Raw genomic sequence first — 23,264 nt, 5'->3', positions numbered from 1 at the left:
TAGGGGGGGGGGGGGGGGGGGGGGGGGGGGGGGGGGGGGGGGGGGGGGGGGGGGTGGTGGGGGGGGGGGGGGGGGGGGGGGGGGGGGGGTTCTGCCCCCCCCCCCCACCCCCCCCCCGGTCCCGAAAACAGGCGCTTCGCCCCGCGGCGGCTACTTCTCGGTGACGCCCGCCGAGTCGAAGGTGGCCACCTCGTGCATGGCGCGGGCCGCGCTCTGGACGACCGGGAGGGCCAGGAGCGCGCCCGTGCCCTCGCCGAGGCGGAGGTCCAGGTCGACCAGGGGGCGCAGGCCCAGCTTGTTGAGGGCCGCCACGTGGCCGGGCTCCGCGCTGCGGTGGCCGGCGATGCAGGCCGCGAGGACCTCGGGGGCGATGGCGCGGGCGACCAGTGCGGCGGCACCGGCGCTGACACCGTCCAGGATCACCGGCGTACGCAGGGACGCGCCGCCGAGGAGCAGGCCCACCATGGCCGCGTGCTCCAGGCCACCGATGGCCGCGAGGACGCCGATCGGGTCCGCCGGGTCGGGCTGGTGCAGGTCCAGGGCGCGGCGGACGACCTCGACCTTGCGGGTGTGCATCTCGTCGTTGATGCCTGTACCGCGCCCGGTGACCTCGGCGGGGTCCACGTCCGTGTAGACGGAGATGAGGGCCGCGGACGCGGTGGTGTTCGCGATGCCCATCTCACCCGTCAGCAGCGCCTTGTTGCCCGCCGCCACCAGGTCGCGGGCCGTCTCGATGCCGACCTCGATGGCCGCCTTGACCTCTTCGCGGGTCAGGGCGGGTCCTGTCGTCATGTCGGCCGTGCCCGCGCGGACCTTGCGGGGCAGCAGGCCGGGGGTGGCGGGCAGTTCGCTCGCCACGCCGACGTCGATGACGCAGACCTCGGCGCCCACCTGGTTGGCGAAGGCGTTGCAGACCGCGCCGCCGCCGAGGAAGTTGGCGACCATCTGCGCGGTCACCTCCTGGGGCCAGGCGGTGACGCCCTGGGCGTGCACGCCGTGGTCGCCCGCGAAGATCGCGACGGCCGCGGGCTCCGGGATGGGCGGCGGGCACATCCGGGAGAGACCGGAGAGCTGGGCGGAGATGATCTCCAGCATGCCGAGGGCGCCCGGCGGCTTCGTCATCCGCTTCTGCCGTTCCCACGCCTCGCCGAGCGCCTTGGCGTCCAGCGGGCGGATGTTGGCCACGGTCTCGGCGAGCAGGTCGTGCGGGTCCTCGCCGGGCAGGGCGCGGCGGCCGTACGTCTCCTCGTGGACGACCCAGGAGAGCGGGCGGCGCTTGGACCAGCCGGCCTGCATCAGCTCGGGCTCGTCCGGGAACTCGTCCACGTAGCCCACGCAGAGGTAGGCGACGACTTCGAGGTGCTCGGGCAGGCCGAGGGCGCGGACCATCTCGCGCTCGTCGAAGAAGCTGACCCAGCCGACGCCGAGGCCCTCGGCACGCGCGGCGAGCCAGAGGTTCTCGACGGCGAGCGCCGAGGAATAGGGGGCCATCTGCGGCTGGGTGTGCCGGCCGAGGGTGTGGCGGCCGCCGCGGGTGGGGTCGGCGGTGACGACGATGTTCACCGGGGTGTCGAGGATGGCCTCGATCTTCAGTTCCTTGAACTGCTTGGCGCGGCCCTTGGGGAGGGACTTGGCGTACGCGTCGCGCTGACGCGCGGCCAGTTCGTGCATCGAGCGCCGGGTCTCGGCGGACTTGATGACGACGAAGTCCCAGGGCTGGGAGTGGCCCACCGACGGTGCGGTGTGCGCGGCCTCCAGGACGCGGAGCAGCACCTCGTGCGGGATGGCGTCGCTGCGGAAGCCGTTGCGGATGTCGCGGCGCTCGCGCATGACGCGCAGGACGGCCTCGCGCTCGGCGTCGGCGTAGCCGGGAGCGGCGGTGCCGGGGGACGCGACGGGCTCGGCGAGTTCGGGGGCAGCCTCGGCTTCGAGTTCTGCTGCGAGCTCTGCTTCGGCTTCGGCTTCGGGGAGTGCCTCTGCCGCCGTGTCCGCCTCCGGCTGTGCCGACGGCGCCGGGGCACCTACGGCCTCGGCGGGCGCGACCATCAGGATCTCCGGGGCGTCGGTGTCCGCGTCTGCGTCCGGGCCCTCGGGCTGCGCGGAAGCCGCGATGGCCTCGGCCGTCTCGGGCAGGGGGGTGGGCGCAGGCGCGGGTGCGGCTGCGGCCGGTACGACTGCTTCAGGCGCTTCGGCCATCTCGGGTGCTTCGGCCACTTCGGTCACTTCGTTCGCTTCGATCGGTTCGAACGAGATGACTTCGTCGGCCTCGTCCAACTCGTCGGCCGGGTCGGCCGTCTCGGGGGCGGCCGGGAACTCGGTCGGAGCCGCCGCAGAGGAGACAATACGGGGCACACCGGAGACGGGCGGGACCTGGGGGGTCTCCGCGACCTCGGGCGACGCGTCGGGCGCGGCCTCGGGTGTCGTCTCACCCGTCGCCTCGTCCGGCACGGCGTCGGGCAGCGGCGTGGGTCGGGCGCCGTCGCGCGGGGCGGGGACGGTGACGGCGGACTGCTGGACGGCCTCCGGCGGCACGTCGGCGTGGGCGGGGGCCTCGGGGGCCTCCGGGGCGACGGGCTCGGCGACCGGGGCCTCAGCGGCCGGGGCTTCGGCTACCGGAGCTTCGGCTGCCTCAACCGGCGCGGGCCCGCCCTCCGTGCTCTCGGCGCCCTCGGGGGCAGCCTGCGCGACCGGGTCCTCCTGGGGAACGACGAGCGGGTGCGGCGGCGTCGGAGCCAGGTGGGGCGTGGTCGGGACCGTGCCGTCCACCGGCACGAACCGGCCGATGGGCGCGGGACCTTGGGCGCCGTCGTACCCCCCGGGGAGCGAGGCGTCCATGGGTGCGCCGGGGGCCTGCGCGGGCTGTCCCTCGGGGTGGTGCGGGCCCGGCGCGGCGTGCCGGGCCTCGGGGGCGAAGTCGGGCTGCACAGCCTCGGGGGCGTGCGGAACCTGCGCGCCGTCCCACGGCTGGGCGGAGGCGACGGCGAACGCGGGCTGACCGACGCCGACGGGCACGGCGTGCGCGAACGCGGGCTGCTCCGCCACGGGGAACTGCTGCTCGTCCGAGGGGACCTGGCCGAGCTCGGCACCCTGCTGCGCCACGGGGTCGGCCTGACCGGCACCGGCGTCCGCGGCGTGCGGGAAGGCGGGGGCGTCCACGGTGGCGGCCACGGGAGCCTGGGATGCTACGGGCGCCCCGGGCACCTCGGGCGCCTCGGGCACCTCGGTGGGGAGCGCGAAGGGCACAGAGTCCTGTACCTGCGGCATTTCTGTGGTCTGCGGTGCCGGTGCGCCGGGTGCGATGGGAGCGTCGCCCGCGGCTTCCGGGACCCCCGCGCCGACCGGGGTCTCCGTGGGCTCCGGGGCCGCTGGGGCCTCCGGGGCGACCGGGTCCTCTGTGACCTGCGGGACGACCGTTTCTGCTGGTGCGGCGTACGCCTGCGGCCCGACCTGCTCCTGCCCGGCCGCCGTCTGCTCCTGCCCGGTCTGCTCCTGCCCGGTCTGCTCCTGTCCGGCCGTCTGCTCCTGCGGTGACGCCCACGGCGTCCCGCCCTGCGGCGGGATCTCGCCGAGTTGCGGGCCGGGCAGCGGCAGCCCCGCGTCGTCGCGCGGGATGTCGAGGTACTCGGGTCCGGTCGGCGGCCCCGCGTGGCGGGCCGGCGCGACGTGCTGCGGAGCGGGCGCGGGCGACACACCCGCGGGCCCGCGGTCGGCGAGGGAACGCACCGGGCTCCCGGAGCCGTCCGGCACCGCGGGGCCCGACGGGCCGTGGTGCAGCGGACGCCGGGCAGGACCCGGATGGGAGGGCGCGGGCGTGGAGCCGGGCAGCCGGACGCCGTTCAGGTCGACCGAACCGCTGTCCCTGCCGGACGTCTCGTGCGGTCCCGGCTGATGGGCGGCGTGGGCCGGCTGGCCGCCGTATCCGCCCTGCGCCGCGAGACCCTCGCCCCACGCGCCCTGGGCGCCCGGCATCAGCAGCAGGTCGTCCTCGTCGGCGGGAGCTGCGGCGGGGTCCGCGGGGGCGGCAAAGGGATACGCACCCGGAGCGGGAACGCCCGGCTGCTGCGCCCCCATGCCCTGCACGGGCCCGGACGGCACATCGTTGCCTGCGCCCTCCGGCAGTCCCTCACCCGGGACCTGGCCGGTGTCGGTCATGCGTAACCCCTCGCCCATCGGTTAGTGCTTCTTCGACCGCCCCTCAGCCTTCGGCCGGGGAGGTCCCATTGCCCGGAGCGGCGCACCAACCGCCCGTCACCTTCAACGAGCGTGTGCGCCCCGCGGCACGAACCGCGCACCGGACAACAGGCATTGTCCCTGTCCGTCCGCCGCCGTGGCAGCTTGATCGGCCACGGCCCGCTGTGGACTGCGCCACGTTGCGCGTCCTCCGGTCATGCCGTACCACACACCCCCCGAAACCGGGCGAGCTTTCCGGACATCGGCCAACGAACTCCGCGGCCCCCGGGTGCAGTACAACGATCGGCCAGCCTACCCCGCACCGCGCGGCGGCAGGGTCACGGGGAACGGTCGGGCAACCGCCCCGAGAGCAGGAACACCACGGTCCGCTTCTCCTCCCGCCACGCCCGTGTGTCGAGCTCCACGGATTGCAGGAGGGCGCACTCGACGGCGTATCCGTGCTCGCTCAGATCCCGGCCGATGAGTTCGGCGGCGTCGCGTGTCGCGGCATGGGTCACGATGCGCTCGGGGCGGCGGTCGGCGACGGCGGAGACCACCGTGGCTCCCCCGCCCCCCACGCGTACGACATCGGGTTCGGGCAGGTCTTCGAGGACGTGCGGGGCGATGCCGTGCACGGTCTGCGCCTGGACGCCGAAGCGCCGGACGGCGGCCGTCGTGCGGCCGAGGGCGTCGGGGTCGCTGTCGACGGCGATCACCGCGGCGCCAAACCGTGCCGCCTCCGCCGTGAAGGCGCCGCTGCCGCAGCCGATGTCCCAGACGAGGTCTCCCACGCGGGGCCCCAGGCGCGCGAGTTGCGCCGCCCGCAGCCGGTCGCTCTCGCCCTCGCCGAGCCAGATGTCGCCGCCGTACTCCGCGGCGGGCAGCGCCCAGCCGCGCGGTCCCGCGCCCGGTTCGCGCCCCATGATCCAGCCGGTGTCGGCGGCCGCGGCGGCGCCGCCGATGACGATGACGACGTTCGGGTCGCGCCAGCTGTGGTCGGCGGCCTTCTCGGAGGTGACGACGGAGACCTGCTCGCGTTCGGTGCCGAGCTCCTCGCAGATGACGAAGGTGCGGTGGACGTCCTGGAGCAGCAGGCCGAGCTCGGCGGGGCCCGCGCCGGGCGAGGTGAGGACGGCGACCTTGTGGTGGGCGCGGCAGACGTTCACGGCACGGCGCAGGGTGCGGCGGTGGGCGACCACGACCTCGGCGTCGTCCCACGGCATGCCCGCGCGGGCGAAGGCCTGGGCGACGGAGGAGACGGCGGGCACCACTTCGACCTCCAGGCCGAATTCCGGGGCGCGCAGGGTGCGTACGACACCGAAGAAGCCGGGGTCGCCGTCGGCGAGGACGACGGCGGTGCCGCGGTGGGCGGCGATGCGGCGGGCGGCGAGGCCCACGCTGCCGAGGCGGATCCTTTCGGCACGGGCGGGGACCTCGTCGAGTGCCAGGTGGTGCGCGGCGCCCGCCACGAGCGTCGCGGCACCGATCGCGGAGCGTGCCGCGGCGGTCAGCGGCGTGCCGTCCCAGCCGATCACCGTGACCCGGTCGGCCATCGTCGTCTGTCTCCTGGGTTCTCGCGGGTCGTCAGTGCGGGGCGGCGGCTGCGGAGGTGGGGCAGGGCACCGGACCACGGCGAGCGTACCCGCTGGGCCCGGACCTCAGTTCCAGTCGGAGTAGGCGGAGAACCCGCTGTCGGCGAGGCTCTCGGAGACGCCTTCGAGGTCTTCGGGGAGCAGGCTCCACACGATGAGGTCGGTGCGCAGCTCGAGCCAGCCGCCGAACGGGTCGCCGCCGTTCCTCGTGCGCGCTATCCAGGCGCCGCGCAGGACGCCCTCGCTGATGCAGCCGATCTTCTGCGCGACCTGCTGGGCGGCGGTGTTGTCGGCGGCGGTGCGCAGCTCGATGCGTTCGAACCGCTGGTCGTGGAAGAGCCATTGGGCGGTGGCGAGCGCCGCCTCGGACGCGTACCCCTCGCCGCGGGCCCAGGGGGCGACGACGTAGCTCAGTTCGGTGGAGCGCACCCGCCAGTCGGTGCCCCGGAGTTGGATGATGCCCACAAGTCGCTGGGTGAGGAACTCGGTGACGGCTAGGACGATGCCGCGGCCCTCGGAGCGTTCGGCGGGGGCGCGGTGTGCGATCCAGTCGCGCGCAACGGCCTCGGTGTAGGGCTGGGGCACGGAGGTCCAGGCCGTGACGAGTTCGTCGTTCATCATCTCCGCGTACGCGGGGACGTCCGCCTCTTCGAGAGGGCGCAGCACCAACCGCTCCGTGCTGATGGAGATGTCGGGGAACCCCGATGTGCCCGCTGTGCCCGAGGAGGCTGTAGTCATGCGCCGCTCCATACCCTTCATAGACCTGAAGGACCTTCACCTTTCGGTCTTCTGAAGTGCCCAGCATGCAGCATGCACGGGCACAGACGCACCACGGGGTCCTCTCCCGGTGCGGGAGAGGACCCCGTGGGCGGCACGCGCGCGGGAGGCCGTTCAGCCCGTCTCGACGGGCAGGACGGACCCCTTGTACTTGTCCTCGATGAACTTCTTCACCTCGGGCGAGCGGAGCAGTTTCGCGAGCTTGCGCACCCGCGGGTCGTCCTTGTCGCTCTTCTTGACGGCGAGGACGTTGTTGTAGGGATTGCCCTTCGACGACTCCAGGAGGATGGCGTCCTTCTTGGGGCTCAGGCCGGCGTCGAGCGCGTAGTTGTTGTTGATGACCGCCGCGTCGAGGTCGTCGAGCGAGCGCGGCAGCTGCGCCGGTTCGAGTGCCTTGACGGTGAGCTTCTTCGGGTTGGACGTGATGTCCTCGGGTGTGGCGGTGCCGCCGACGCCCTTCTTGAGTCCGATGAGGCCCTTGGAGGCGAGCAGCTGGAGCGCCCGTCCCTCGTTGGTCGTGTCGTTCGGGACGCCGACGGTCGCTCCCGCGGGGAGCTTCGCGATGTCCTTGGTCTTCTTCGCGTACACGCCCATGGGGGGCAGGTACACCTCGGTGACCGGCACGAGGTCCGACTTCTTGGACTTGTTGAAGTCCTCGAGGTAGGGGGTGTGCTGGTAGAGGTTGGCGTCGAGGGAGCCCTCTTGGAGCGCGGTGTTCGGCGTGACGTAGTCCGTGAACTCCGTGATCCTGAGGTCGAGCCCCTCCTTCTTCGCCAGGTTCTGCTGGATGTACGTGAGGACCTCGCCGGCCGGGGTCGGCGTGGCGCCGACCACGAGCGTGCTGTCGCTCCGGTCGTCCGCGCCGCACGCGGTGAGGCCGAGCGCGAGGGCCAGGCTCCCCGCCGCGGCGGCGATGGCGGACGTACGCACGGTCAGAACGCCGCGACGACGGCGCCGTCGTACTTCTCGTCGATGAACTTCTTGACCTCGGGCGAGGTGAGGAGCTTGGCGAGCTTCTTCACGCGCGGGTCGTTCTCGTCGCCCTTCTTTACGGCGAGGAAGTTGCCGTAGGGGTTGCCCTTGGCGGGCTCGGCGACGATGGCGTCCTTGGCGGGGCTGAGCGCGGGCTTGGCCGCCAGCGCGTAGTTGCCGTTGATCACCGCGGCGTCGACATCGCCCAGGGTGCGGGGCACCGTGGGGGCTTCGAGCTCCTTGAACTGGATGTTCTTGGGGTTCTTGGCGATGTCCTTGGGGGTGGCCTCGTAGCCCACGCCCTTCTTGAGCTCGATGATGCCGTTGTCCGCGAGGAGCTTGAGCGCGCGGGCCTCGTTGGTGGTGTCGTTGGGAATGGCGATCGTGGCGCCCTTCTCCAGCTCACCGAGCTTCTTGACCTTCTTCGAGTACACGCCGAGCGGCTCCAGGTGCACCGTGGCTCCCGGGACGGGCACGATGTCGGTGCCGCGCTTCTTGTTGAAGTCGTCCAGGTACGGCTTGTGCTGGAAGTAGTTGGCGAAGACCTCGCCCTGCTCCACGGCCGTGTTCGGCGTGATGTAGTCGGTGAATTCCTTCACCTCGAGGTCGAGGCCCGCCTTCTTGGCGAGGTTCTTCTGGACGTAGTCCAGGATCTCGCCCTGCGGCGTCGGGGTCGCGGCGACGACGAGCGGGCCGTCCTTGTCGGAGCCCTTGTCGGCGCCGCAGGCGGAGAGCCCGAGGGTGAGGGCTCCGGCGGCGAGGACAGCGGTGGTGATCTTGGCGGTGTTACGCACGAAAAGTGCCTTTCTCCATGGGTGGTGCAGCCCCGCGGGATGCGCGGGGAAGTCCTGGTGACCGGTGCGTCAGCCGGTCTTGGTGACCGATTCGGCGGCGGCGGTGCCGGGCAGTACGCCCCGCAGCGGCCGGAACAGCAGCAGCGGGCCCGAGCCGCCGCCGCGCTTGTGCAGACGGCGGGCCGCGTAGTCGCCCGCGAACTGGATGATCGAGATGACCACGGCGAGGATCGCCACGGTGATCCACATCAGCTCGGTCTCGAAGCGCTGGTAGCCGTAGCGCAGGGCGAGGTCGCCGAGGCCGCCGCCACCGACCGTGCCCGCCATGGCGGAGTAGCCGATGAGGGCGACGATCGTGGTGGTGGCGCCCGAGATCAGCGAGGGCAGCGACTCGGGGACGAGGACCTTGCGCACGACGGTCCAGGTGGAGCCGCCCATCGACTGCACGGCCTCGACGAGCCCGCCGTCGACCTCCCGGATGGACGTCTCGACCAGGCGCGCGAAGAACGGGATGGCGCCGACGGCGAGCGGCACGAGGGCGGCCTCGCGGCCGATCGTGGTGCCGGTGATCCAGCGGGTGAAGCCCATCAGGGCGACCATCAGGATGATGAAGGGCATCGAGCGGGCGATGTTCACGATCTGCCCGATGATCTTGTTGAGGAAGGCGTTCTGCAGCAGTCCGCCGCGCTCGGTGAGGACGAGCAGGACGCCGAGCGGCAGTCCGGCGACGACGGCTATCAGCGTCGACCAGCCCACCATGTAGAGGGTGTCCCAACAGGCCTGCTCCAGCAGGGGCTGCATCTCCGACCAGGTCACTTGGCACCTTCCTTGACCAGCAGCGTCGCGTCCTTCGGCGTGGGTGCGGCGTCTTCGCCCGCGATGTCGACCTGGAGGCCCTGCTCACGCAGGAAGCCGATGGGGACGACGTTCTCCTCGAAGCGGCCGGGCAGCTCGATGCGCATGCGGCCGACCTGGCGGCCCGCGACGGTGTCCATCGCGGCGCCGAGGATCGAGATGTCGATGTTGTACGTGCGCGACAGCTGGGAGATGACCGGCTGGGTCGCGGCCTCTCCGTGGAAGGTCACGTCGACGACGGTGCGGTCGGCGCCGGTGGCGTCGCCGCTGACCGGGAAGAGCGCGGCGGCGAGCTCGGAGCCGGGGGTGGCGAGCAGCTCGCTGACGGTGCCGGACTCGATGATCTGTCCGCGTTCCATGAGGGCGGCGGAGTCGCAGACGCTCTTGACGACGTCCATCTCGTGCGTGATGAGCAGGACGGTCAGGCCGAGCTGCTGGTTGAGGTCGCGCAGGAGCTGGAGGATGGAGCGGGTGGTCTCGGGGTCGAGGGCGCTGGTCGCCTCGTCGGAGAGCAGCACCTTCGGGTCGCCTGCCAGGGCGCGGGCGATGCCGACGCGCTGCTTCTGGCCGCCGGAGAGCTGGGCCGGGTAGGACTTGGCCTTGTCGGCGAGGCCGACGAGGTCGAGGAGTTCGAGGGCCTTGCGGGAGCGCTCCTGGCCGGAGAGGCCGAGGATCTCCAGGGGCAGCTCGACGTTGTCCTGCACGGTGCGCGAGGACAGCAGGTTGAAGTGCTGGAAGACCATGCCGATGCGGCTGCGGGCCCGGCGCAGTTCCTTGCCCGCGCGGGGGCCGCGGCCCGCAAGGGCGGTGAGGTCCTGGCCGGCGACGGTCACGGTGCCGGAGGTGGGGCGCTCCAGGAGGTTGACGCAGCGGATCAGGGAGGATTTGCCGGCGCCGGACTGGCCGATGACGCCGTACACCTCGCCCTCGCGGACGTGCAGGTCGACTCCGTCGAGAGCGGTTACTTCACGACCGCGTGAGCGGTAGACCTTGGTGAGGCCGGAAGTGGTGATCACAGGATTTCCGTCACTGTCGAGTGCGCGGCGCGGGGTGGCCGGGCACGGGGCATTCGTTCGGAACGCGGCACGGTTCTCGCGGTGGTGGTGCGGTGGAACCGGAGGACGTGTGCGCGGGGCAGGCTCGCTTCCTACGTCGACTTGTCGACTCCGTTGAGTACGACGGTTGTGTCGGTCAGGAGCGCGGCACAGCGGCTTCGCTTCGGGGCGCGAGGCTCTTCAGTGGTGCGGGGGCCCTCAGAAGGCGCACATTCGACACATACAACGAGCACCGGGCGTCGTGATCGCCTCGGTCGCAGGGGTGCGGCTGCTCGTCGTGGTCATGGGCCCAAGTAAAACACGCGTGTGGTCGCTGTCCACCATGGCTGTCCGGTATACGGACAGCGGTGGGACGGCCGCGGACGCCGGTGACGGGCGGTTCAGTCGGCGAGGACGATCTCCACGCCGCCCTCGGTGGCCTGCGCGGACACGGCGGAGAGGTCCTTGACGACGACGTCGGCGAGCTCGGCGGAGAGCTCGGACGCCCGGTGGGTTGTGGTCAACGCCACGGTCTTCATCCCGGCGGCCCTGCCTGCCTGCAGCCCCGCCGGGGCGTCCTCGAAGACGACGCAGCGGGCGGGGTCGACGCCGAGCTTGTCGGCGGCGAGGAGGAAGGGCTCCGGGTCGGGCTTGCCGCGCGTGATGTCGTCGGCGGCGATGACGAGGCCGGGGCGCAGGCCCACCTCGGCGAGCCGGGCCTCGCCCAGGGCGCGGGTCGCGGAGGTCACCACGGCCCAGCGGTCGGTGGGCAGGGACTCCAGGAGCTCGCGGGTGCCGGGCAGCAGGACGACACCGCCCGCGACGTCGGAGACCTCGAGCTCCTCGATGCGGGCGACGGCCTCGGCGATCTTCTCCGGCGGCAGCAGGTCGGCGGCGATCTCGGCGGCGGGCCGCCCGTGCAGCTCGACCGCGGCGAACTCCTCGGCGGTGATCCCGTACTCCTGCGCCCACCGCGACCAGCAGCGGTACACCGACTCCATGGAGGAGACGAGGGTGCCGTCGTTGTCGAACAGGAGCGCATCAGCATGGATCTTCATAGCCATCGAGCGTACGGGGCGCCTCCGGGGGCCGTGCAACGGGCCGAGGGCCGCGCGCACCGGGCCGAAGGCCCCGTAATAAAGTCACGGACATGCTTGTTGCCCTGACGATCGCGGTCTCCGTGGCCGCGCTCGCCCTCGCCGCATGGTGCGGTTTCGCCGCGTACCGCGACCAGCCGACCAAGGACTGGCACTTCATCGGGATGGGTGTCGTGACCCTCCTGGCCGCCGTCCAGCTGATCGCCGGCATCGTCCAGCTCGCGCGCGGCGAGCACGCGGACCAGGGCACGACGATCTTCGTGGCGTATCTGATCGGCGCGTTCGCCTGTGTGCCCGCCGCCGGCTTCATGTCCCTCGCCGAGCGCACCCGCTGGGGCTCCGTGACGGTCGCCGCGGGCGGCGTGGTCCTCGCCGTGCTCGAAGTGCGGCTCTACGACATCTGGGGAGGCTGAGGTGACGGTGACCGGAGAGAGCGAGTCCCCCGAAACCCGACAGAAGCTGATCACGGGCCCGGGCATCCTGCTGGTGTGGCTGTACGGCGTGATGGTGGTCGGCGCCGTGTCCCGCTCGGCCGTGCAGATCTCCACGGACTTCGACAAGGCCCCGCTCGCCTACTCGCTGTCCGCGGTCGCGGGCCTCGTCTACGGCTTCATCACGTACTCGCTGGTGCGCGGCGGGTCCACGGCCCGCACGGCGGCGCTGGTCTGCTGCGCCGCCGAGCTGGTGGGCGTGCTTGGCGTGGGCACGTGGACGCTGGTGGAGCCGTCCGCCTTCCCGGACGCCACGGTGTGGTCGGACTTCGGGATGGGCTACCTCTTCATTCCGGTGATCCTGCCGGTGACGGCGATCTTCTGGCTCAACAAGGCGCGGAAGGCTTCCCCGGGCGCTGGGCGCTAGGCGCTGGCCACATACGTTCCCGCGGCCGCCTCCTTCGCGAACGTCAGCACCGTGAGCCGGTCGTCCACGCGCCGGCTGCTCACGGCCGCGTACCCGTGCTTCCTGTAGAGCTGCAGGTTCTGCTCGCTGCGGTGCCCCGAGGACAGCTGGAAGCACTTGGCCGCGCCCTCGGCCCCGAGCCGGCCCTCGATCGCGTCGAGGAGACGGCCGCCCAGGCCGTGGCGCTGCATCCTGGGGTGGACGATGAGCTTGCCGATCCGCGCCGTGCCGTCGGCGCCGACCGTGCCGCGCACGGAGGCCACCACCTCGGTGCCGAGCCGGGCGACGAGGACGGTGCCCGCGGCCAGTTCCCCCCTGAGGGACTCCAGGGACTGCGTCAGGGGTTCGATCGAGTAGTCGCCGTAGATCTCGGCCTCGCTCTGGTAGCAGAGGTACTGCAGTTTGAGGATCTGCTCCGCGGCGTCCTGGTCGTCCGCCGCCGCCACCGAGATGGTCACGCTCATGCCCATGTGTGCATGCCTCCCGCTCACCTGCTCCACCGGTTGTCTAACGCTCCATTCCCCACGGTGCAGGAGCCGCAACCTCCGCCGCCAGCATTCTGCGCAGGCATCCCAGGCAACGGGAACGTTCAGGCCCCAGACTCCCCTGTGACATTCCCAACTCCCCTGCGATTTCGCGGTAGGTGAGGTCCTTGGGGGACAGCAGTGCGGCCATGAGGCCGGGGCAGCGTCCGGGCAGCCTGCGCACGGCGGCGTGCAGGGTCCGGTTCCGGTCGGCGGACAGGGCGCGCTCCTCGGGGCCGCGCTCGGTGTCGTCGGCGGGTTCGGTGGCGTACGCCGCTTCCTGACGGCTCGTGCGTTGGGTGAGGCGCGCCTCGGCCTGTACGGCGCCGCGCAGCCACAGCGCGGGGTCGGCGGGCGGCCCGTCGGATTCCAGGCGCTCCAGGAGGCGGAGCCAGACGGCCTGTTCGAGGTCTCCGGGGTCCGTGCCGGAGCCCAGCGCCTCGGCGGACGCCTCGGCGGCGAGGAGCGGGCGCAGGGTGGGGATGAGCGTGGGGACGGGGTCGTACGTCATGCACGGCGGGACGCGGCCGCTCCGGTACGAGGTTTCCGGAGCGGCCATGTCTCACCCCAACCGGGGCCGGGGCCTCACCGGTTGACGAAATCCGCGGCCGCGAGCAGGGCGGTGTCGCAGTTGTCGGAGAAGATCCCGTCGATGCCCGTCTCGAAGTACGCCTTGAAGGCGCCGAAGGCGTCGCCGTAGGCGTTCGGGTCGGTGCCCTTCCTGAAGTTCGCGGGCAGGAAGGTGTTCTCGTTGCGCATCGTGTACGGGTGCAGGATCAGGTCCGCGGCGTGCGCGTCCTCGACCAGGGTGGTCGGGGTGCCGAGGCTGCCGTCGGCCTTGCGCGGGATGACCAGGTCGAGGGTCGGGCCGATGCCCTGCGCGAAGCCGGCCATCCAGCGCAGGCCCTTGGGCGTGATCAGGTCGGCGACGGTGCGCGGGTCGCCCGCCTCGACGAAGTCCCAGGGGCGGGAGCTCGCGGTCGACAGGAGCACGACGCGCGGCGCGGAGACCAGCTTGGCCAGCCGCTGGATGCTGGAGGGCTCGAAGGACTGCAGGAAGTTCGCCGCGTTCTTCTTGTGACGGCCGTAGCGGCGCAGGAGCTTGGCGAGGGGCTCCTCCAGGCCGAGGCCCAGCTTGCGGAAGTAGGTGGGGTGCTTGGTCTCGATGTGCAGCCAGACGGGCCTGCCGCGCTTGCGGCCCTCCTTCTCGGCCCATCGGAGGACCTCTTCGAGGGTGGGCACGTCCCAGCGGCCGTCGTAGAGGGTGTTGCGCTGACGGGTGCCGGGGATGCGCTCCTTGGCGCGCAGCGTCTTCAGCTCGGCGAGCGTGAAGTCCTCCGTGAACCAGCCGGTGAGCGAGGTGCCGTCCACGGACTTGGTGGTCTTGCGGGACGCGAACTCGGGGTGCGCCGAGACGTCCGTCGTCGCGGTGATGTCGTTCTCGTGACGGCAGACGAGGTGCCCGTCCTTGGTGGGCACCACGTCCTGCTCGATGACGTGCGCGCCCATGTCGAGGGCGAGCTGGTACGAGCCGAGGGTGTGTTCCGGCCGATAGCCGCTGGTGCCGCGGTGCGCGACGACGGTCGGTACGGGCAGGGACGCATATCCGCCATGTCCGCCGTGCCCGCCGTGTCCACCGCCGTGCCGCTCGTCGGCTCTCGCCACGCCGGGCAGCCCGACGGCGGCGGCGCCCGCACCGGCGATCGCCGCTCCCAGTAGCGCTCGGCGCCCCCGGCTCGTCCCCGGCTGCTGCTGACCCGAATCCTGCGTCGCCATTGGCGCTCCTCCCGATGTCCCGCTGCCTTGCACCTGACAAAGCGGGACCGATCGTAGGTGGCCGGGAGTGACGTGTGGGAGACCCTGGAGGGAACGGCGGGATGACGTGGCGTGGCGAATGGGCGCACGATGGGGACGGGTGCCGGTGTTCGGGGGTCGCCACGCAGAGCGAAGGGCGCGCGTGACAAGGACCACTACTTCGGGCCACGCCCGCCCCTTGGGGATACGGTCGTCACACAGGCGACAACCCCGGGCAACACGGCACAGAATCAGGTCAACACTGTGTATCGGGTCCATGAACCCGATGTGCAAAGGGCGGTGGCCCACGAGTACCGTACTCACCTGCACTTACTCGTCGTCGACCCGTTGACACCGGAGGGCCTGTTGTCCCGTCTAGCGCTCATCAAGGCAGTGCTCGGACCGTTCTTGCGCCTGATGTTCCGCCCACGGGTAGAAGGCGCCGAGAACATCCCGGGGACCGGGCCCGTCATTCTGGCCGGAAACCACCTGACGTTCATCGACTCGATGATCCTGCCGCTCGTGACCAACCGGCCGGTGTTCTTCATCGGCAAGGACGAGTACGTCACCGGCAAGGGCTTCAAGGGCCGCCTCATGGCGTGGTTCTTCACGGGCGTCGGCATGATTCCCGTGGACCGCGACGGTGGGCGCGGTGGTGTCGCGGCGCTGATGACGGGGCGGCGCATCCTCGACGACGGCAAGATCTTCGGCATCTACCCCGAGGGCACGCGCTCCCCCGACGGGCGGCTGTACCGGGGCCGTACGGGCATCGCGCGGCTCACCCTGATGACGGGTGCGCCCGTCGTCCCCTTCGCGATGATCGGCACGGACAAGCTCCAGCCGGGCGGCAAGGGGCTTCCCCGGCCGGGGAAGGTGACGGTCCGCTTCGGCGAGGCGATGGAGTTCTCGCGGTACGACGGGATGGACCGTGACCGGTATGTGCTGCGGGCGGTGACGGACTCCGTGATGACGGAGGTCATGTTGCTGTCGGGGCAGGAGTATGTGGACATGTACGCCACGAAGGCGAAAGCGGCGTAGCCGCCCGTAGCTGGTCTTTTCGGTGCGCCCGCGCCGGGGCTGGGGTCATTCCCCGGCGCCGGGGCGGGCGTTCCTGTTTTCCTTGCTCGGCACGAGGGTGGCTATTTCGTCATCTGCGGACCGGTGGGGGCTGATCGCGCAGTTCCCCGCGCCCCTTAAAAACCCCCGCAGCACCCGGCGACGGACGGACCCCCTCAGCACCGCGGGGAACTGCGCGACCAGCCCACCGCGGCCCGCGGTCGACAGCGGCGGCCGGGTGTATCAGGGGCGCGGGGAACTGCGCGACCAGCCCCTACCGGCCCGCAGTAAAGGGGACCGGCTCCGCGTCAGCGGTTAGTGGTCGGGGCTTGGGCCGTCTTCCAGTTTCTGGTTCTTCAGGAGGAACCACGCTGCCGCCGCCGTGGCCAGGAGGACCGCCGCGCCCACTCCCGCCGCCAGGCGCAGGCCGTCGACGAAGGCCGACTGGGCGGACGAGAGGAGTACGTCCGCCTGGGCGGAGGGCAGGGACGCCGAGGATTCCACCGCGCCGCCCAGCGACTCGTGCGCCGCCGACGCCACGTCCGTCGGCGTGCCGGGCGGGGCCGTGAAGTCGCGGTAGACACCGGTGACGATGGAGCCGAGCAGGGCGATACCGAGGGCCGCGCCCAGCTCGTACGCCGTCTCCGAGACCGCGGAGGCCGCACCCGCCTGCTCCTTGGGGACGCTGGAGAGGATGACGTCGGCGGTGACGGTGAACGAGAAGCCCGCGCCGATGCCCACGACCAGGAGCGCCGCACCCAGGAGCGGATAGCCCGTGCTCTGGTCGAGTGCCGTGAGCGCGGCGAGGGAGAGGCCCACCGCCGCGAGGCCGCCGGCGACGACCATCCGTACGGAGAAACGGCGGGCCACCATGCCCGCGATCAGGCCCGCGCCCACCGCGCCCACCGCCGCGGGCAGTTCGGCCAGACCCGCCTCGAACGGCCGCCTCCCCTGCACGAGCTGCAGGAACTGGGAGAGGAAGAAGACCAGGCCGGAGAGGCCGAGGACGGTGAGCAGGTCGGCGAGGACCGCCCCGGAGAACCCGCGGTTGCGGAAGAGCCGCATGTCCAGGAGCGGCGCGGGAAGCGTCAGTTGGCGGCGTACGAACCAGACGAGCGCGGCGACGCCCACGACCGCCGTCGCGGCCACGTCCCAGCGCAGCCCGTGCGCGGCAGCCTCCTTGATGGCGTACACGACGGCGATCATGCCGATGAGGGAGAGCAGGACGCTGCCCAGGTCCCAGGGGCCCGGCGCCGGGTTCTTGGACTCGGGCAGGAACTTGATGCCGACGAGGACCAGCACGGCCATCACGGGCAGGTTGATCAGGAAGACCGAACCCCACCAGAAGTGTTCGAGCAGGAAGCCGCCGACGACGGGCCCGACCGCGGCGCCCGCGGACGCCATGGCGCCCCAGATGCCGACGGCGAGGCTGCGCTCGCGCGGGTCGTGGAAGATGTTGCGGATCAGCGCGAGCGTCGACGGCATCAGCGTCGCACCCGCGACACCGAGCAGCGCCCGGGCCACGATCATCATCTCGGGACTGGTGGCGTAGGAGTTCAGGACCGACACCGCGCCGAAGGCGACCGCTCCGGTGAGCAGCAGCTTCTTGCGGCCGATGCGGTCGCCGAGGCTGCCCATGGAGACGAGCAGACCGGCGATGACGAAGGAGTAGACGTCACCGATCCACAGCAGCTGCGTGCCGGACGGCTTGAGGTCCTCGCTGATGTACGGCGTCGCCAGGCCGAGCACGGTCGCGTCGACGGCGACGAGGAGCACGGCCAGCGCGAGTACGGCCAGGGCGAGCCAACGGCCCGGGCTGCGCTCGACCTCGGGCGCCGCGGCCTCCTTGTGGATGCTGCTCATGATTCCACTCTCCGCTGTGCGCCGCCGATCAGCAGCTCGGCGATCATGTACGAGAAGTCCTTGGCGGCCACTCGGCCGTCCTGGACGGCCCACGCGCCGGAGCCGATGAGGCCGTAGAGCGCCTCGGTGAGCCAGACGGGTGTCAGGTCGATACGGAACTCTCCGTTCTCCTGACCGCGCCGGAAGAGTGAGGCGAACCGCTCGTCGATGTGGGACCAGCCGTCGTGCTGCGCGTCGCCCTCGAAGAGCTGGTTCTCGGTGTAGAGGAACGCGAGCAGGCCCGCGGCGGGCTCGATCTCCTTCACCAGGCGCCGCAGCGCGTCACCGGCGCCGTCCTCGTCGAGCCGGGCCCGGACGAGGGCGGCCTCACACTCCTGGAGGCCGAGCTCTTCGAGGGCGCGCACGAGGGCGTCGCGGCCCGCGAAGTGGCGGTGGAGGGTCGCCCTGCTGATGCCCGCGGCACGGGCGACCTCGTCCATGGTGGAGGTGGCTTTGCGGGTGAGCAGGGCCGCGGCGCTGCGCAGGACCTGGTCGCGATCGACTGACATGAGACAAGCATAAGCAGTGTGAGACATCCACGTCTCACGGGTTCTTCACGGTGGCCCCTTCCGCTCGGGACCGCCCCGTCAGTTCCAGGGCAGCCGCGCGCGTCCCTCCCAGTACGCCGCCGGGTCCTGCACCAGCCCCACCAGCCGCTCCACCTGGCCGGCGTCGAGGTCGACGGCCGCGGCGTGCAGGTTGGAGACCAGCTGGACCGAGGTGGCCGCCCCGGAGAGGACCACGCCCGCCCACGGTTCGGCCAGCAGGACGGCGAGCGCCACCGCGTCGCAGCCCAGGCCCGTCTCCTCGGCGACCTCGCGCAGCGCGGTGGGCGCGTACGGACCGGCGAGGCGGCCGTTGGCCAGGCCTTCCTTGACGAGGACGGTGAGCCCCGCGTCGTGCGCCTCGGCGAGCGCGGGCCCCGCGGAGGTCTCCAGGATGTTGTACGTCGCCTGGACGGTGCGGAAGAGCGGCTCGCCGTCGACGGTCACCTCGAGGGCGGCGCGGATCGCCGCGGCCTGCTCGGGGCCGCTGACGGAGAGGCCGACGGTGACGCCCTCCGCCGCGAGCCCGGCGAGGCGGGCGTGGAGTTCCTTGTCGGTGAGCGCCGGGCTCTCGGGCGTCACGGAGTGCACCTGGTAGAGGTCGAGCCGGTCGCCGAGGAGCTCGGCGGTCTCGGCGCGCTGCCGGTCGTACGCCGCCGGGCTGTGGTCCTTGACCTCGTGCGGGCCCTCGGCGTCGGTGCGCCAGTCCGCCGTGTACGTGTAGCCCCACTTGCTGCCGATGACGACGTCGCGGACGTCCGGCCTGGACTTCAGCCAATCGCCGAGGAATTCCTCGGAGCGGCCGTACGAGCGGGCCGCGTCGATGTAGCGGACCCCCGACGCGTAGGCGGCGTCGAGGAGTTCGAGGGCGCGCGCCCGCAGGGCCTCGACGGTGCGCTCGTGCGGCAGGTCGGTGTCGCGGCCGAGCGTGATGTAGCCGGGCCTGCCGACGGCGGCGAGACCGAGCCCTATGTGCGCGGTCGGGGTCGTGGCTTCGGCCAGCCTGGCGAAGGGCATCGCGGGCTCCTCGTTGTTGGGGTTTCCCGGTTGTAGGGGGTTCCCGTCAACGTAACCCGCGATGCCCGTTTCTCACCTGCGGGCGCCCGCCCACTCCTTCTGGATCGACAGGTCCGCCTTGACGTCGGCGAGCTGGTCGGCGACGGCCGAGGGGGCGGTGCCGCCGCGGCCGTCGCGGGAGGCGAGCGCGCCCGGCACGTTCAGGACGGTGCGCACCTCGGGGGTGAGGTGCTCGGAGATCTTCGCGAACTGGTCGTCCGTGAGGTCGTCGAGCTCCTTGCCCTCGGCCTCGGCGACCTTCACGCACTCGCCCGCGACCTCGTGCGCGACGCGGAACGGCACGCCCTGCTTGACGAGCCACTCGGCGATGTCGGTGGCGAGCGAGAAGCCGGCCGGGGCCAGCTCCTCCATGCGCTCGCGGTGGACGGTGAGCGTCGCCATCATGCCGGTGAAGGCGGGCAGCAGGATCTCCAGCTGGTCGCAGGAGTCGAAGACCGGCTCCTTGTCCTCCTGGAGGTCGCGGTTGTACGCGAGCGGGAGGGCCTTGAGGGTCGCCATCAGGCCCGTCAGGTTGCCGATGAGGCGGCCGGACTTGCCCCGCGCCAGCTCGGCGATGTCCGGGTTCTTCTTCTGCGGCATGATCGACGAGCCGGTCGAGAAGGCGTCGTGGAGGGTGACGAAGGAGAACTCCTTCGTGTTCCAGATGATGATCTCCTCGGCGATCCGGGAGAGGTTCACGCCGATCATCGCGGTGATGAAGGCGAACTCCGCGACGAAGTCGCGGGAGGCCGTCCCGTCGATGGAGTTGGCCGACGAGCCGTGCTCGAACCCGAGGTCCTTGGCGACCGCCTGCGGGTCCAGGCCGAGCGAGGAGCCTGCCAGCGCGCCGGAGCCGTACGGCGACACGGCCGTCCGCGCGTCCCACTGCCGCAGCCGCTCCGCGTCCCGGGACAGGGACTGGACGTGCGCGAGGACGTGGTGCGCGAAGAGGACCGGCTGGGCGTGCTGCAGGTGTGTGCGGCCCGGCATGGCGACGTCGGGGTGCGCCTCGGCCAGCCCGACGAGCGCGCCCTGGAGGTCGGCGAGCAGGCCGCCGATGATCCGGGCGTGGTCGCGCAGGTACATCCGGAAGAGCGTCGCCACCTGGTCATTGCGGGACCGTCCGGCCCGCAGCTTGCCGCCGAGGTCCGGGCCGAGCCGCTCCAGCAGGCCGCGCTCCAGGGCGGTGTGCACGTCCTCGTCGGCGATGGTGCCGACGAACGAGCCGTCGGCGACGTCGGCCTCCAGGCGGTCGAGCCCGTCCAGCATGCCGGTGAGCTCGTCCTCGGTGAGCAGGCCCGCCGTGTGGAGCACGCGCGCGTGGGCGCGGGATCCCGCGATGTCGTACGGGGCGAGGCGCCAGTCAAAGTGGACCGATGCCGACAGCTTCGCGAGGGCCTCTGCGGGTCCGTCGGCGAACCGTCCGCCCCAGAGCCGGACGTCACCACCGTTGTTGCTGCTCACTGCACGTGCTCCTCAGGCTGTTGCTGAAAACTGTTACGGGAATTGCGGGTTGCGCCGTGCGGCGATCTTCGCGGAGAGGCCGAAGATCTCGATGAAGCCCTGCGCCTTGGACTGGTCGAACGTGTCGCCCGAGTCGTAGGTGGCGAGGTGGAAATCGTAGAGGGATTCGCTGGACCTGCGGCCTGTCACGACGGCGCGTCCCCCGTGCAGGGTCATCCGGATGTCGCCGGTGACGTACTGGTTCGCCTCGTTGACGAAGCCGTCCAGGGCCCGCTTGAGCGGGGAGAACCACAGGCCGTCGTAGACCAGCTCGCCCCAGCGCTGCTCGACCTGCCGCTTGTGGCGGGCGAGTTCGCGCTCGACGGTGACGTTCTCGAGCTCCTGGTGGGCGGTGATGAGGGCGAGGGCGCCCGGAGCCTCGTACACCTCGCGGGACTTGATGCCGACGAGGCGGTCCTCGACCATGTCGATCCGGCCGACGCCCTGCGCGCCCGCGCGCTCGTTGAGCCGCTGGATCGCCTGGAGGACGGTGACGGGTTCCCCGTCGACGGCGACCGGCACGCCGGCCTCGAAGGAGATGACGACCTCGTCGGGCTCGCGCGGCTCGGCCGGGTTCGCGGTGTACGCGTAGATGTCCTCGATCGGCGCGTTCCAGATGTCCTCCAGGAAACCCGTCTCGACGGCGCGTCCGAAGACGTTCTGGTCGATGGAGTACGGGGACTTCTTGGTGGTGGCGATCGGGAGCTGCTTCTCCTCGCAGAAGGCGATCGCCTTGTCCCTGGTCATCGCGTAGTCGCGGACGGGGGCGAGGCACTTGAGACCGGGGGCGAGGGCGACGATGCCGGCCTCGAACCGCACCTGGTCGTTGCCCTTGCCGGTGCAGCCGTGGGCGACGGTGCCGGCGCCGTGCTTCTCGGCGGCGGCGACCAGGTGCTTGACGATGGCGGGGCGCGAGAGGGCGGAGACCAGCGGGTAGCGGTCCATGTAGAGGGCGTTGGCCTTGATCGCCGGGAGGCAGTACTCCTCGGCGAACTCGTCCTTGGCGTCGGCGACCTCGGCCTCCACGGCTCCGCAGGCGAGCGCGCGCTTGCGGATGACGTCGAGGTCCTCGCCGCCCTGGCCGACGTCGACGGCGACGGCGATGACGTCGGCGCCCGTCTCCTCGGCGATCCAGCCGATGGCGACGGAGGTGTCCAGACCGCCCGAGTAGGCGAGTACGACGCGCTCGGCCATGGGGCCCTCCCTGCGTGTGGTGCGTATGCGTGCTCCGCTATGCATGAGTATGCAGTCCACCGTATGTTTCGTCAACGCGATGACTCGTGGTGAATCGCTCGCGGTGGATCGCTCGCGGCAGATCGTTAGACAGCCGAAGGACCTCTGGTCGATAATCCGCAGCCATGGGAAAGACTCACGAGCGCATAGACGGCAGGCTCCGCACGTTCATCGAGGAACAGCCGATGTTCTTCACGGCGACCGCGCCCCTCGCCGACGACGGCACGATCAACCTCTCCCCCAAGGGCCTCAAGGGCTCCTTCGCGGTCGTCGACGAACGGACGGTCGCCTACCTGGACTTCGCGGGCAGCAACGCCGAGACCGTCGCCCACCTGCGGGAGAACGGCCGCATCACGCTCATGTGGTGCGCCTTCCAGGGGCCGCCGAACATCGTGCGGGTGCACGGCCGCGGGGAGCCCGTCTTCCGCGACGACCCGCGCTTCGCGGAACTCCTCGGCCACTTCCCCGGCATCGACCCGACACCGCACGGGCTGCGCGCCGTCATCGTCGTGACGGCCGACCTCATCCGCGACAGCTGCGGATACGCGGTGCCCTTCATGACGTACGACGACGACCGCGACATCCACGGCAAGCGGTTCGCGCGCGAGGACGACGCGTCGCTCAGCGCGTACTTCACCAAGAAGGACCACATCGCCCAGAGCATCGACGGACTCCCCGGACTCCCCCTGCCGCTGCCGCCCACCCCCACCCCGGCCGAACCCGGGCGCATCCCCCCGACTCGGCCCACCGGCGTCCCGGGCGACGGCGTTCGAGGTGGGCACGGAGAACTCGGGGCGTATCGGGCGCGGCGGTCCGAGCGGTCCTGAGCCGGGGCAGCGCGTCAGGAACCGGGAACGCCCGTGTGCCACCTCCCGGCGGGAGGGTGCAACACGGGCTTCGACGTGTCCGAGGGCGCGGGGTCGGGGTTCTTCAACGGCTTGCGCAGCCAGTCCCCGTCGCGGCAGACCATGCTGCGCGGAGGGGTCCGGATGACCCACTCGTCCTCGTCGACACAGGGCTCGTCCTCGCTCGGGCCCGGTGGCCACACCCACTCGCGCTCGTCACCGTGCGGAGAGCACTTCAGCGGGGACCCGTGCCGGGTCACCCCCCAGCTGTCCCGCGGCGCGCAGGTCGGCCCTCCCCAGCCCTTCGACCGTTCGAAGCGGGGCGTCATGGTGACGGTGGGCGTCGGGGGCGGCGTGGGCCGCTCGCGGCAGCCCGTCGGGTGGCCGGCAGGCGGGGTGCCCTCGATGTCGGTGAAGGACCCGTAGCACTTCATCTCGAAGCGGCCGCCGTTGCCACCGGACGCGGAGGGCTCCGCGTCACCGGCACGGGCGGCGGGGGTGCCGCCGCCCGTGCCGCAAGAAGTGACCACCAGCAGCGCGGCACCGCAGGCGACGGTGAGGAGCGGCAAGGAACGCTGACGTCGTCCACTCATGCGGTGCACGGTAGGGCGTGGGGCG

At 71.7% G+C, this 23,264-nt stretch carries 21 protein-coding genes; 4 read left to right on the top strand and 17 right to left on the bottom strand.

Annotation, left to right across the window (positions count from 1 at the left end; genetic code table 11):
• Positions 1-150: 150 nt before the first annotated feature.
• From cobT to AC07DO_RS25690, 8 genes are all read right to left on the bottom strand, one after another.
• Positions 151-4,152, bottom strand: coding sequence for a nicotinate-nucleotide--dimethylbenzimidazole phosphoribosyltransferase (gene cobT / locus AC07DO_RS25725; protein WP_479062955.1), 4,002 nt, complete (start codon positions 4,150-4,152; stop codon positions 151-153).
• 356 nt (positions 4,153-4,508) lie between these two features.
• Entirely contained in the window at positions 4,509-5,723 is a 1,215-nt protein-coding gene (cbiE, locus tag AC07DO_RS25720; protein ID WP_479062953.1) for a precorrin-6y C5,15-methyltransferase (decarboxylating) subunit CbiE, read from the bottom strand.
• Positions 5,724-5,828: 105 nt separating this feature from the next.
• Positions 5,829-6,512: a GNAT family N-acetyltransferase gene (locus AC07DO_RS25715; protein WP_479063267.1), complete on the bottom strand. Its 684-nt coding sequence runs from the start codon at positions 6,510-6,512 to the stop codon at positions 5,829-5,831.
• A 141-nt stretch (positions 6,513-6,653) separates the two neighbouring features.
• Positions 6,654-7,469 carry a MetQ/NlpA family ABC transporter substrate-binding protein gene (locus AC07DO_RS25710; protein WP_479062952.1) on the bottom strand — a complete coding sequence of 272 codons (816 nt, stop codon included), beginning with the start codon at positions 7,467-7,469 and terminating at the stop codon, positions 6,654-6,656.
• Positions 7,470-7,471: 2 nt separating this feature from the next.
• On the bottom strand, positions 7,472-8,305 hold the full coding sequence (locus AC07DO_RS25705) for a MetQ/NlpA family ABC transporter substrate-binding protein (RefSeq protein ID WP_479062951.1): 834 nt from the start codon (positions 8,303-8,305) through the stop codon (positions 7,472-7,474).
• Positions 8,306-8,374: 69 nt separating this feature from the next.
• On the bottom strand, positions 8,375-9,121 hold the full coding sequence (locus tag AC07DO_RS25700) for a methionine ABC transporter permease (protein ID WP_479062950.1): 747 nt from the start codon (positions 9,119-9,121) through the stop codon (positions 8,375-8,377).
• On the bottom strand, positions 9,118-10,176 hold the full coding sequence (locus AC07DO_RS25695; protein WP_479062948.1) for a methionine ABC transporter ATP-binding protein: 1,059 nt from the start codon (positions 10,174-10,176) through the stop codon (positions 9,118-9,120). Before AC07DO_RS25695 ends, AC07DO_RS25700 begins: the two co-directional genes overlap by 4 nt.
• 419 nt (positions 10,177-10,595) lie before the next feature.
• Positions 10,596-11,252 carry an HAD family hydrolase gene (locus AC07DO_RS25690; protein ID WP_479062947.1) on the bottom strand — a complete coding sequence of 219 codons (657 nt, stop codon included), beginning with the start codon at positions 11,250-11,252 and terminating at the stop codon, positions 10,596-10,598.
• A gap of 92 nt (positions 11,253-11,344) precedes the next feature.
• On the opposite strand from AC07DO_RS25690, the gene AC07DO_RS25685 reads away from it, so the two are divergent.
• Together AC07DO_RS25685 and AC07DO_RS25680 are read left to right on the top strand one after the other, a co-directional pair.
• A complete protein-coding gene (locus AC07DO_RS25685; protein ID WP_479062946.1) occupies positions 11,345-11,704 on the top strand; it encodes a hypothetical protein in 360 nt (119 codons plus the stop codon).
• Between the two features lie 7 nt (positions 11,705-11,711).
• The gene (locus tag AC07DO_RS25680; RefSeq protein ID WP_479063265.1) at positions 11,712-12,149 is read left to right on the top strand and encodes a hypothetical protein; all 438 of its coding nucleotides are present in this window, start codon (positions 11,712-11,714) and stop codon (positions 12,147-12,149) included.
• Here AC07DO_RS25680 and AC07DO_RS25675 read toward each other — a convergent pair.
• From AC07DO_RS25675 to AC07DO_RS25665, 3 genes are all read right to left on the bottom strand, one after another.
• Positions 12,146-12,658, bottom strand: coding sequence for a GNAT family N-acetyltransferase (locus AC07DO_RS25675; RefSeq protein ID WP_479062945.1), 513 nt, complete (start codon positions 12,656-12,658; stop codon positions 12,146-12,148). The genes AC07DO_RS25680 and AC07DO_RS25675 overlap by 4 nt on opposite strands.
• A gap of 37 nt (positions 12,659-12,695) precedes the next feature.
• Positions 12,696-13,223 carry a sigma-70 family RNA polymerase sigma factor gene (locus tag AC07DO_RS25670; protein WP_479063263.1) on the bottom strand — a complete coding sequence of 176 codons (528 nt, stop codon included), beginning with the start codon at positions 13,221-13,223 and terminating at the stop codon, positions 12,696-12,698.
• 74 nt (positions 13,224-13,297) lie between these two features.
• Positions 13,298-14,488 (bottom strand): glycerophosphodiester phosphodiesterase, encoded by a 1,191-nt coding sequence (locus AC07DO_RS25665; RefSeq protein ID WP_479062944.1) that lies wholly within the window; start codon positions 14,486-14,488, stop codon positions 13,298-13,300.
• 366 nt (positions 14,489-14,854) lie between these two features.
• Here AC07DO_RS25665 and AC07DO_RS25660 point away from each other — a divergent pair, with 366 nt between their 5' ends.
• Positions 14,855-15,544: a lysophospholipid acyltransferase family protein gene (locus AC07DO_RS25660; protein WP_479063261.1), complete on the top strand. Its 690-nt coding sequence runs from the start codon at positions 14,855-14,857 to the stop codon at positions 15,542-15,544.
• Between the two features lie 333 nt (positions 15,545-15,877).
• On the opposite strand, the gene AC07DO_RS25655 is transcribed toward AC07DO_RS25660, so the two are convergent.
• The 5 genes from AC07DO_RS25655 to AC07DO_RS25635 all read right to left on the bottom strand — a co-directional run bounded on the left by AC07DO_RS25655 (position 15,878) and on the right by AC07DO_RS25635 (position 21,762).
• Entirely contained in the window at positions 15,878-17,425 is a 1,548-nt protein-coding gene (locus AC07DO_RS25655) for an MFS transporter (protein WP_479062942.1), read from the bottom strand.
• Positions 17,422-17,973 (bottom strand): TetR/AcrR family transcriptional regulator, encoded by a 552-nt coding sequence (locus AC07DO_RS25650; RefSeq protein ID WP_479062941.1) that lies wholly within the window; start codon positions 17,971-17,973, stop codon positions 17,422-17,424. The genes AC07DO_RS25655 and AC07DO_RS25650 overlap by 4 nt, the downstream gene beginning before the upstream one ends.
• 78 nt (positions 17,974-18,051) lie before the next feature.
• Positions 18,052-19,026 (bottom strand): aldo/keto reductase, encoded by a 975-nt coding sequence (locus AC07DO_RS25645; protein ID WP_479062939.1) that lies wholly within the window; start codon positions 19,024-19,026, stop codon positions 18,052-18,054.
• A 72-nt stretch (positions 19,027-19,098) separates the two neighbouring features.
• Positions 19,099-20,529 carry an argininosuccinate lyase gene (argH, locus tag AC07DO_RS25640; protein WP_479062937.1) on the bottom strand — a complete coding sequence of 477 codons (1,431 nt, stop codon included), beginning with the start codon at positions 20,527-20,529 and terminating at the stop codon, positions 19,099-19,101.
• A gap of 33 nt (positions 20,530-20,562) precedes the next feature.
• The gene (locus tag AC07DO_RS25635) at positions 20,563-21,762 is read right to left on the bottom strand and encodes an argininosuccinate synthase (RefSeq protein ID WP_479062935.1); all 1,200 of its coding nucleotides are present in this window, start codon (positions 21,760-21,762) and stop codon (positions 20,563-20,565) included.
• 164 nt (positions 21,763-21,926) lie between these two features.
• Between AC07DO_RS25635 and AC07DO_RS25630 the strand changes: the two genes are divergently transcribed.
• On the top strand, positions 21,927-22,628 hold the full coding sequence (locus tag AC07DO_RS25630; protein ID WP_479062933.1) for a pyridoxamine 5'-phosphate oxidase family protein: 702 nt from the start codon (positions 21,927-21,929) through the stop codon (positions 22,626-22,628).
• 14 nt (positions 22,629-22,642) lie between these two features.
• Here the strand turns inward: AC07DO_RS25630 and AC07DO_RS25625 are convergent, their stop codons facing one another.
• A complete protein-coding gene (locus AC07DO_RS25625) occupies positions 22,643-23,239 on the bottom strand; it encodes a hypothetical protein (protein ID WP_479062931.1) in 597 nt (198 codons plus the stop codon).
• Positions 23,240-23,264: the final 25 nt, after the last annotated feature.

The sequence above is a fragment of the Streptomyces sp. NPDC045678 genome, from assembly GCF_056432085.1.
Note: the sequence above shows the minus strand (reverse complement) of the source record. Positions and strands in the feature narration are given on the sequence as shown.

Excerpts from the sequence above, each read along its gene's own strand:
- cobT (WP_479062955.1), bottom strand. The coding sequence starts at position 4,152 with ATGACCGACACCGGCCAGGTCCCGGGTGAGGGACTGCCGGAGGGCGCA.
- cbiE (WP_479062953.1), bottom strand. The coding sequence starts at position 5,723 with ATGGCCGACCGGGTCACGGTGATCGGCTGGGACGGCACGCCGCTGACC.
- AC07DO_RS25715 (WP_479063267.1), bottom strand. The coding sequence starts at position 6,512 with ATGGAGCGGCGCATGACTACAGCCTCCTCGGGCACAGCGGGCACATCG.
- AC07DO_RS25690 (WP_479062947.1), bottom strand. The coding sequence starts at position 11,252 with ATGAAGATCCATGCTGATGCGCTCCTGTTCGACAACGACGGCACCCTC.
- AC07DO_RS25685 (WP_479062946.1), top strand. The coding sequence starts at position 11,345 with ATGCTTGTTGCCCTGACGATCGCGGTCTCCGTGGCCGCGCTCGCCCTC.
- AC07DO_RS25675 (WP_479062945.1), bottom strand. The coding sequence starts at position 12,658 with ATGGGCATGAGCGTGACCATCTCGGTGGCGGCGGCGGACGACCAGGAC.
- AC07DO_RS25670 (WP_479063263.1), bottom strand. The coding sequence starts at position 13,223 with ATGACGTACGACCCCGTCCCCACGCTCATCCCCACCCTGCGCCCGCTC.
- AC07DO_RS25665 (WP_479062944.1), bottom strand. The coding sequence starts at position 14,488 with ATGGCGACGCAGGATTCGGGTCAGCAGCAGCCGGGGACGAGCCGGGGG.
- AC07DO_RS25655 (WP_479062942.1), bottom strand. The coding sequence starts at position 17,425 with ATGAGCAGCATCCACAAGGAGGCCGCGGCGCCCGAGGTCGAGCGCAGC.
- AC07DO_RS25650 (WP_479062941.1), bottom strand. The coding sequence starts at position 17,973 with ATGTCAGTCGATCGCGACCAGGTCCTGCGCAGCGCCGCGGCCCTGCTC.
- AC07DO_RS25645 (WP_479062939.1), bottom strand. The coding sequence starts at position 19,026 with ATGCCCTTCGCCAGGCTGGCCGAAGCCACGACCCCGACCGCGCACATA.
- AC07DO_RS25635 (WP_479062935.1), bottom strand. The coding sequence starts at position 21,762 with ATGGCCGAGCGCGTCGTACTCGCCTACTCGGGCGGTCTGGACACCTCC.
- AC07DO_RS25630 (WP_479062933.1), top strand. The coding sequence starts at position 21,927 with ATGGGAAAGACTCACGAGCGCATAGACGGCAGGCTCCGCACGTTCATC.
- AC07DO_RS25625 (WP_479062931.1), bottom strand. The coding sequence starts at position 23,239 with ATGAGTGGACGACGTCAGCGTTCCTTGCCGCTCCTCACCGTCGCCTGC.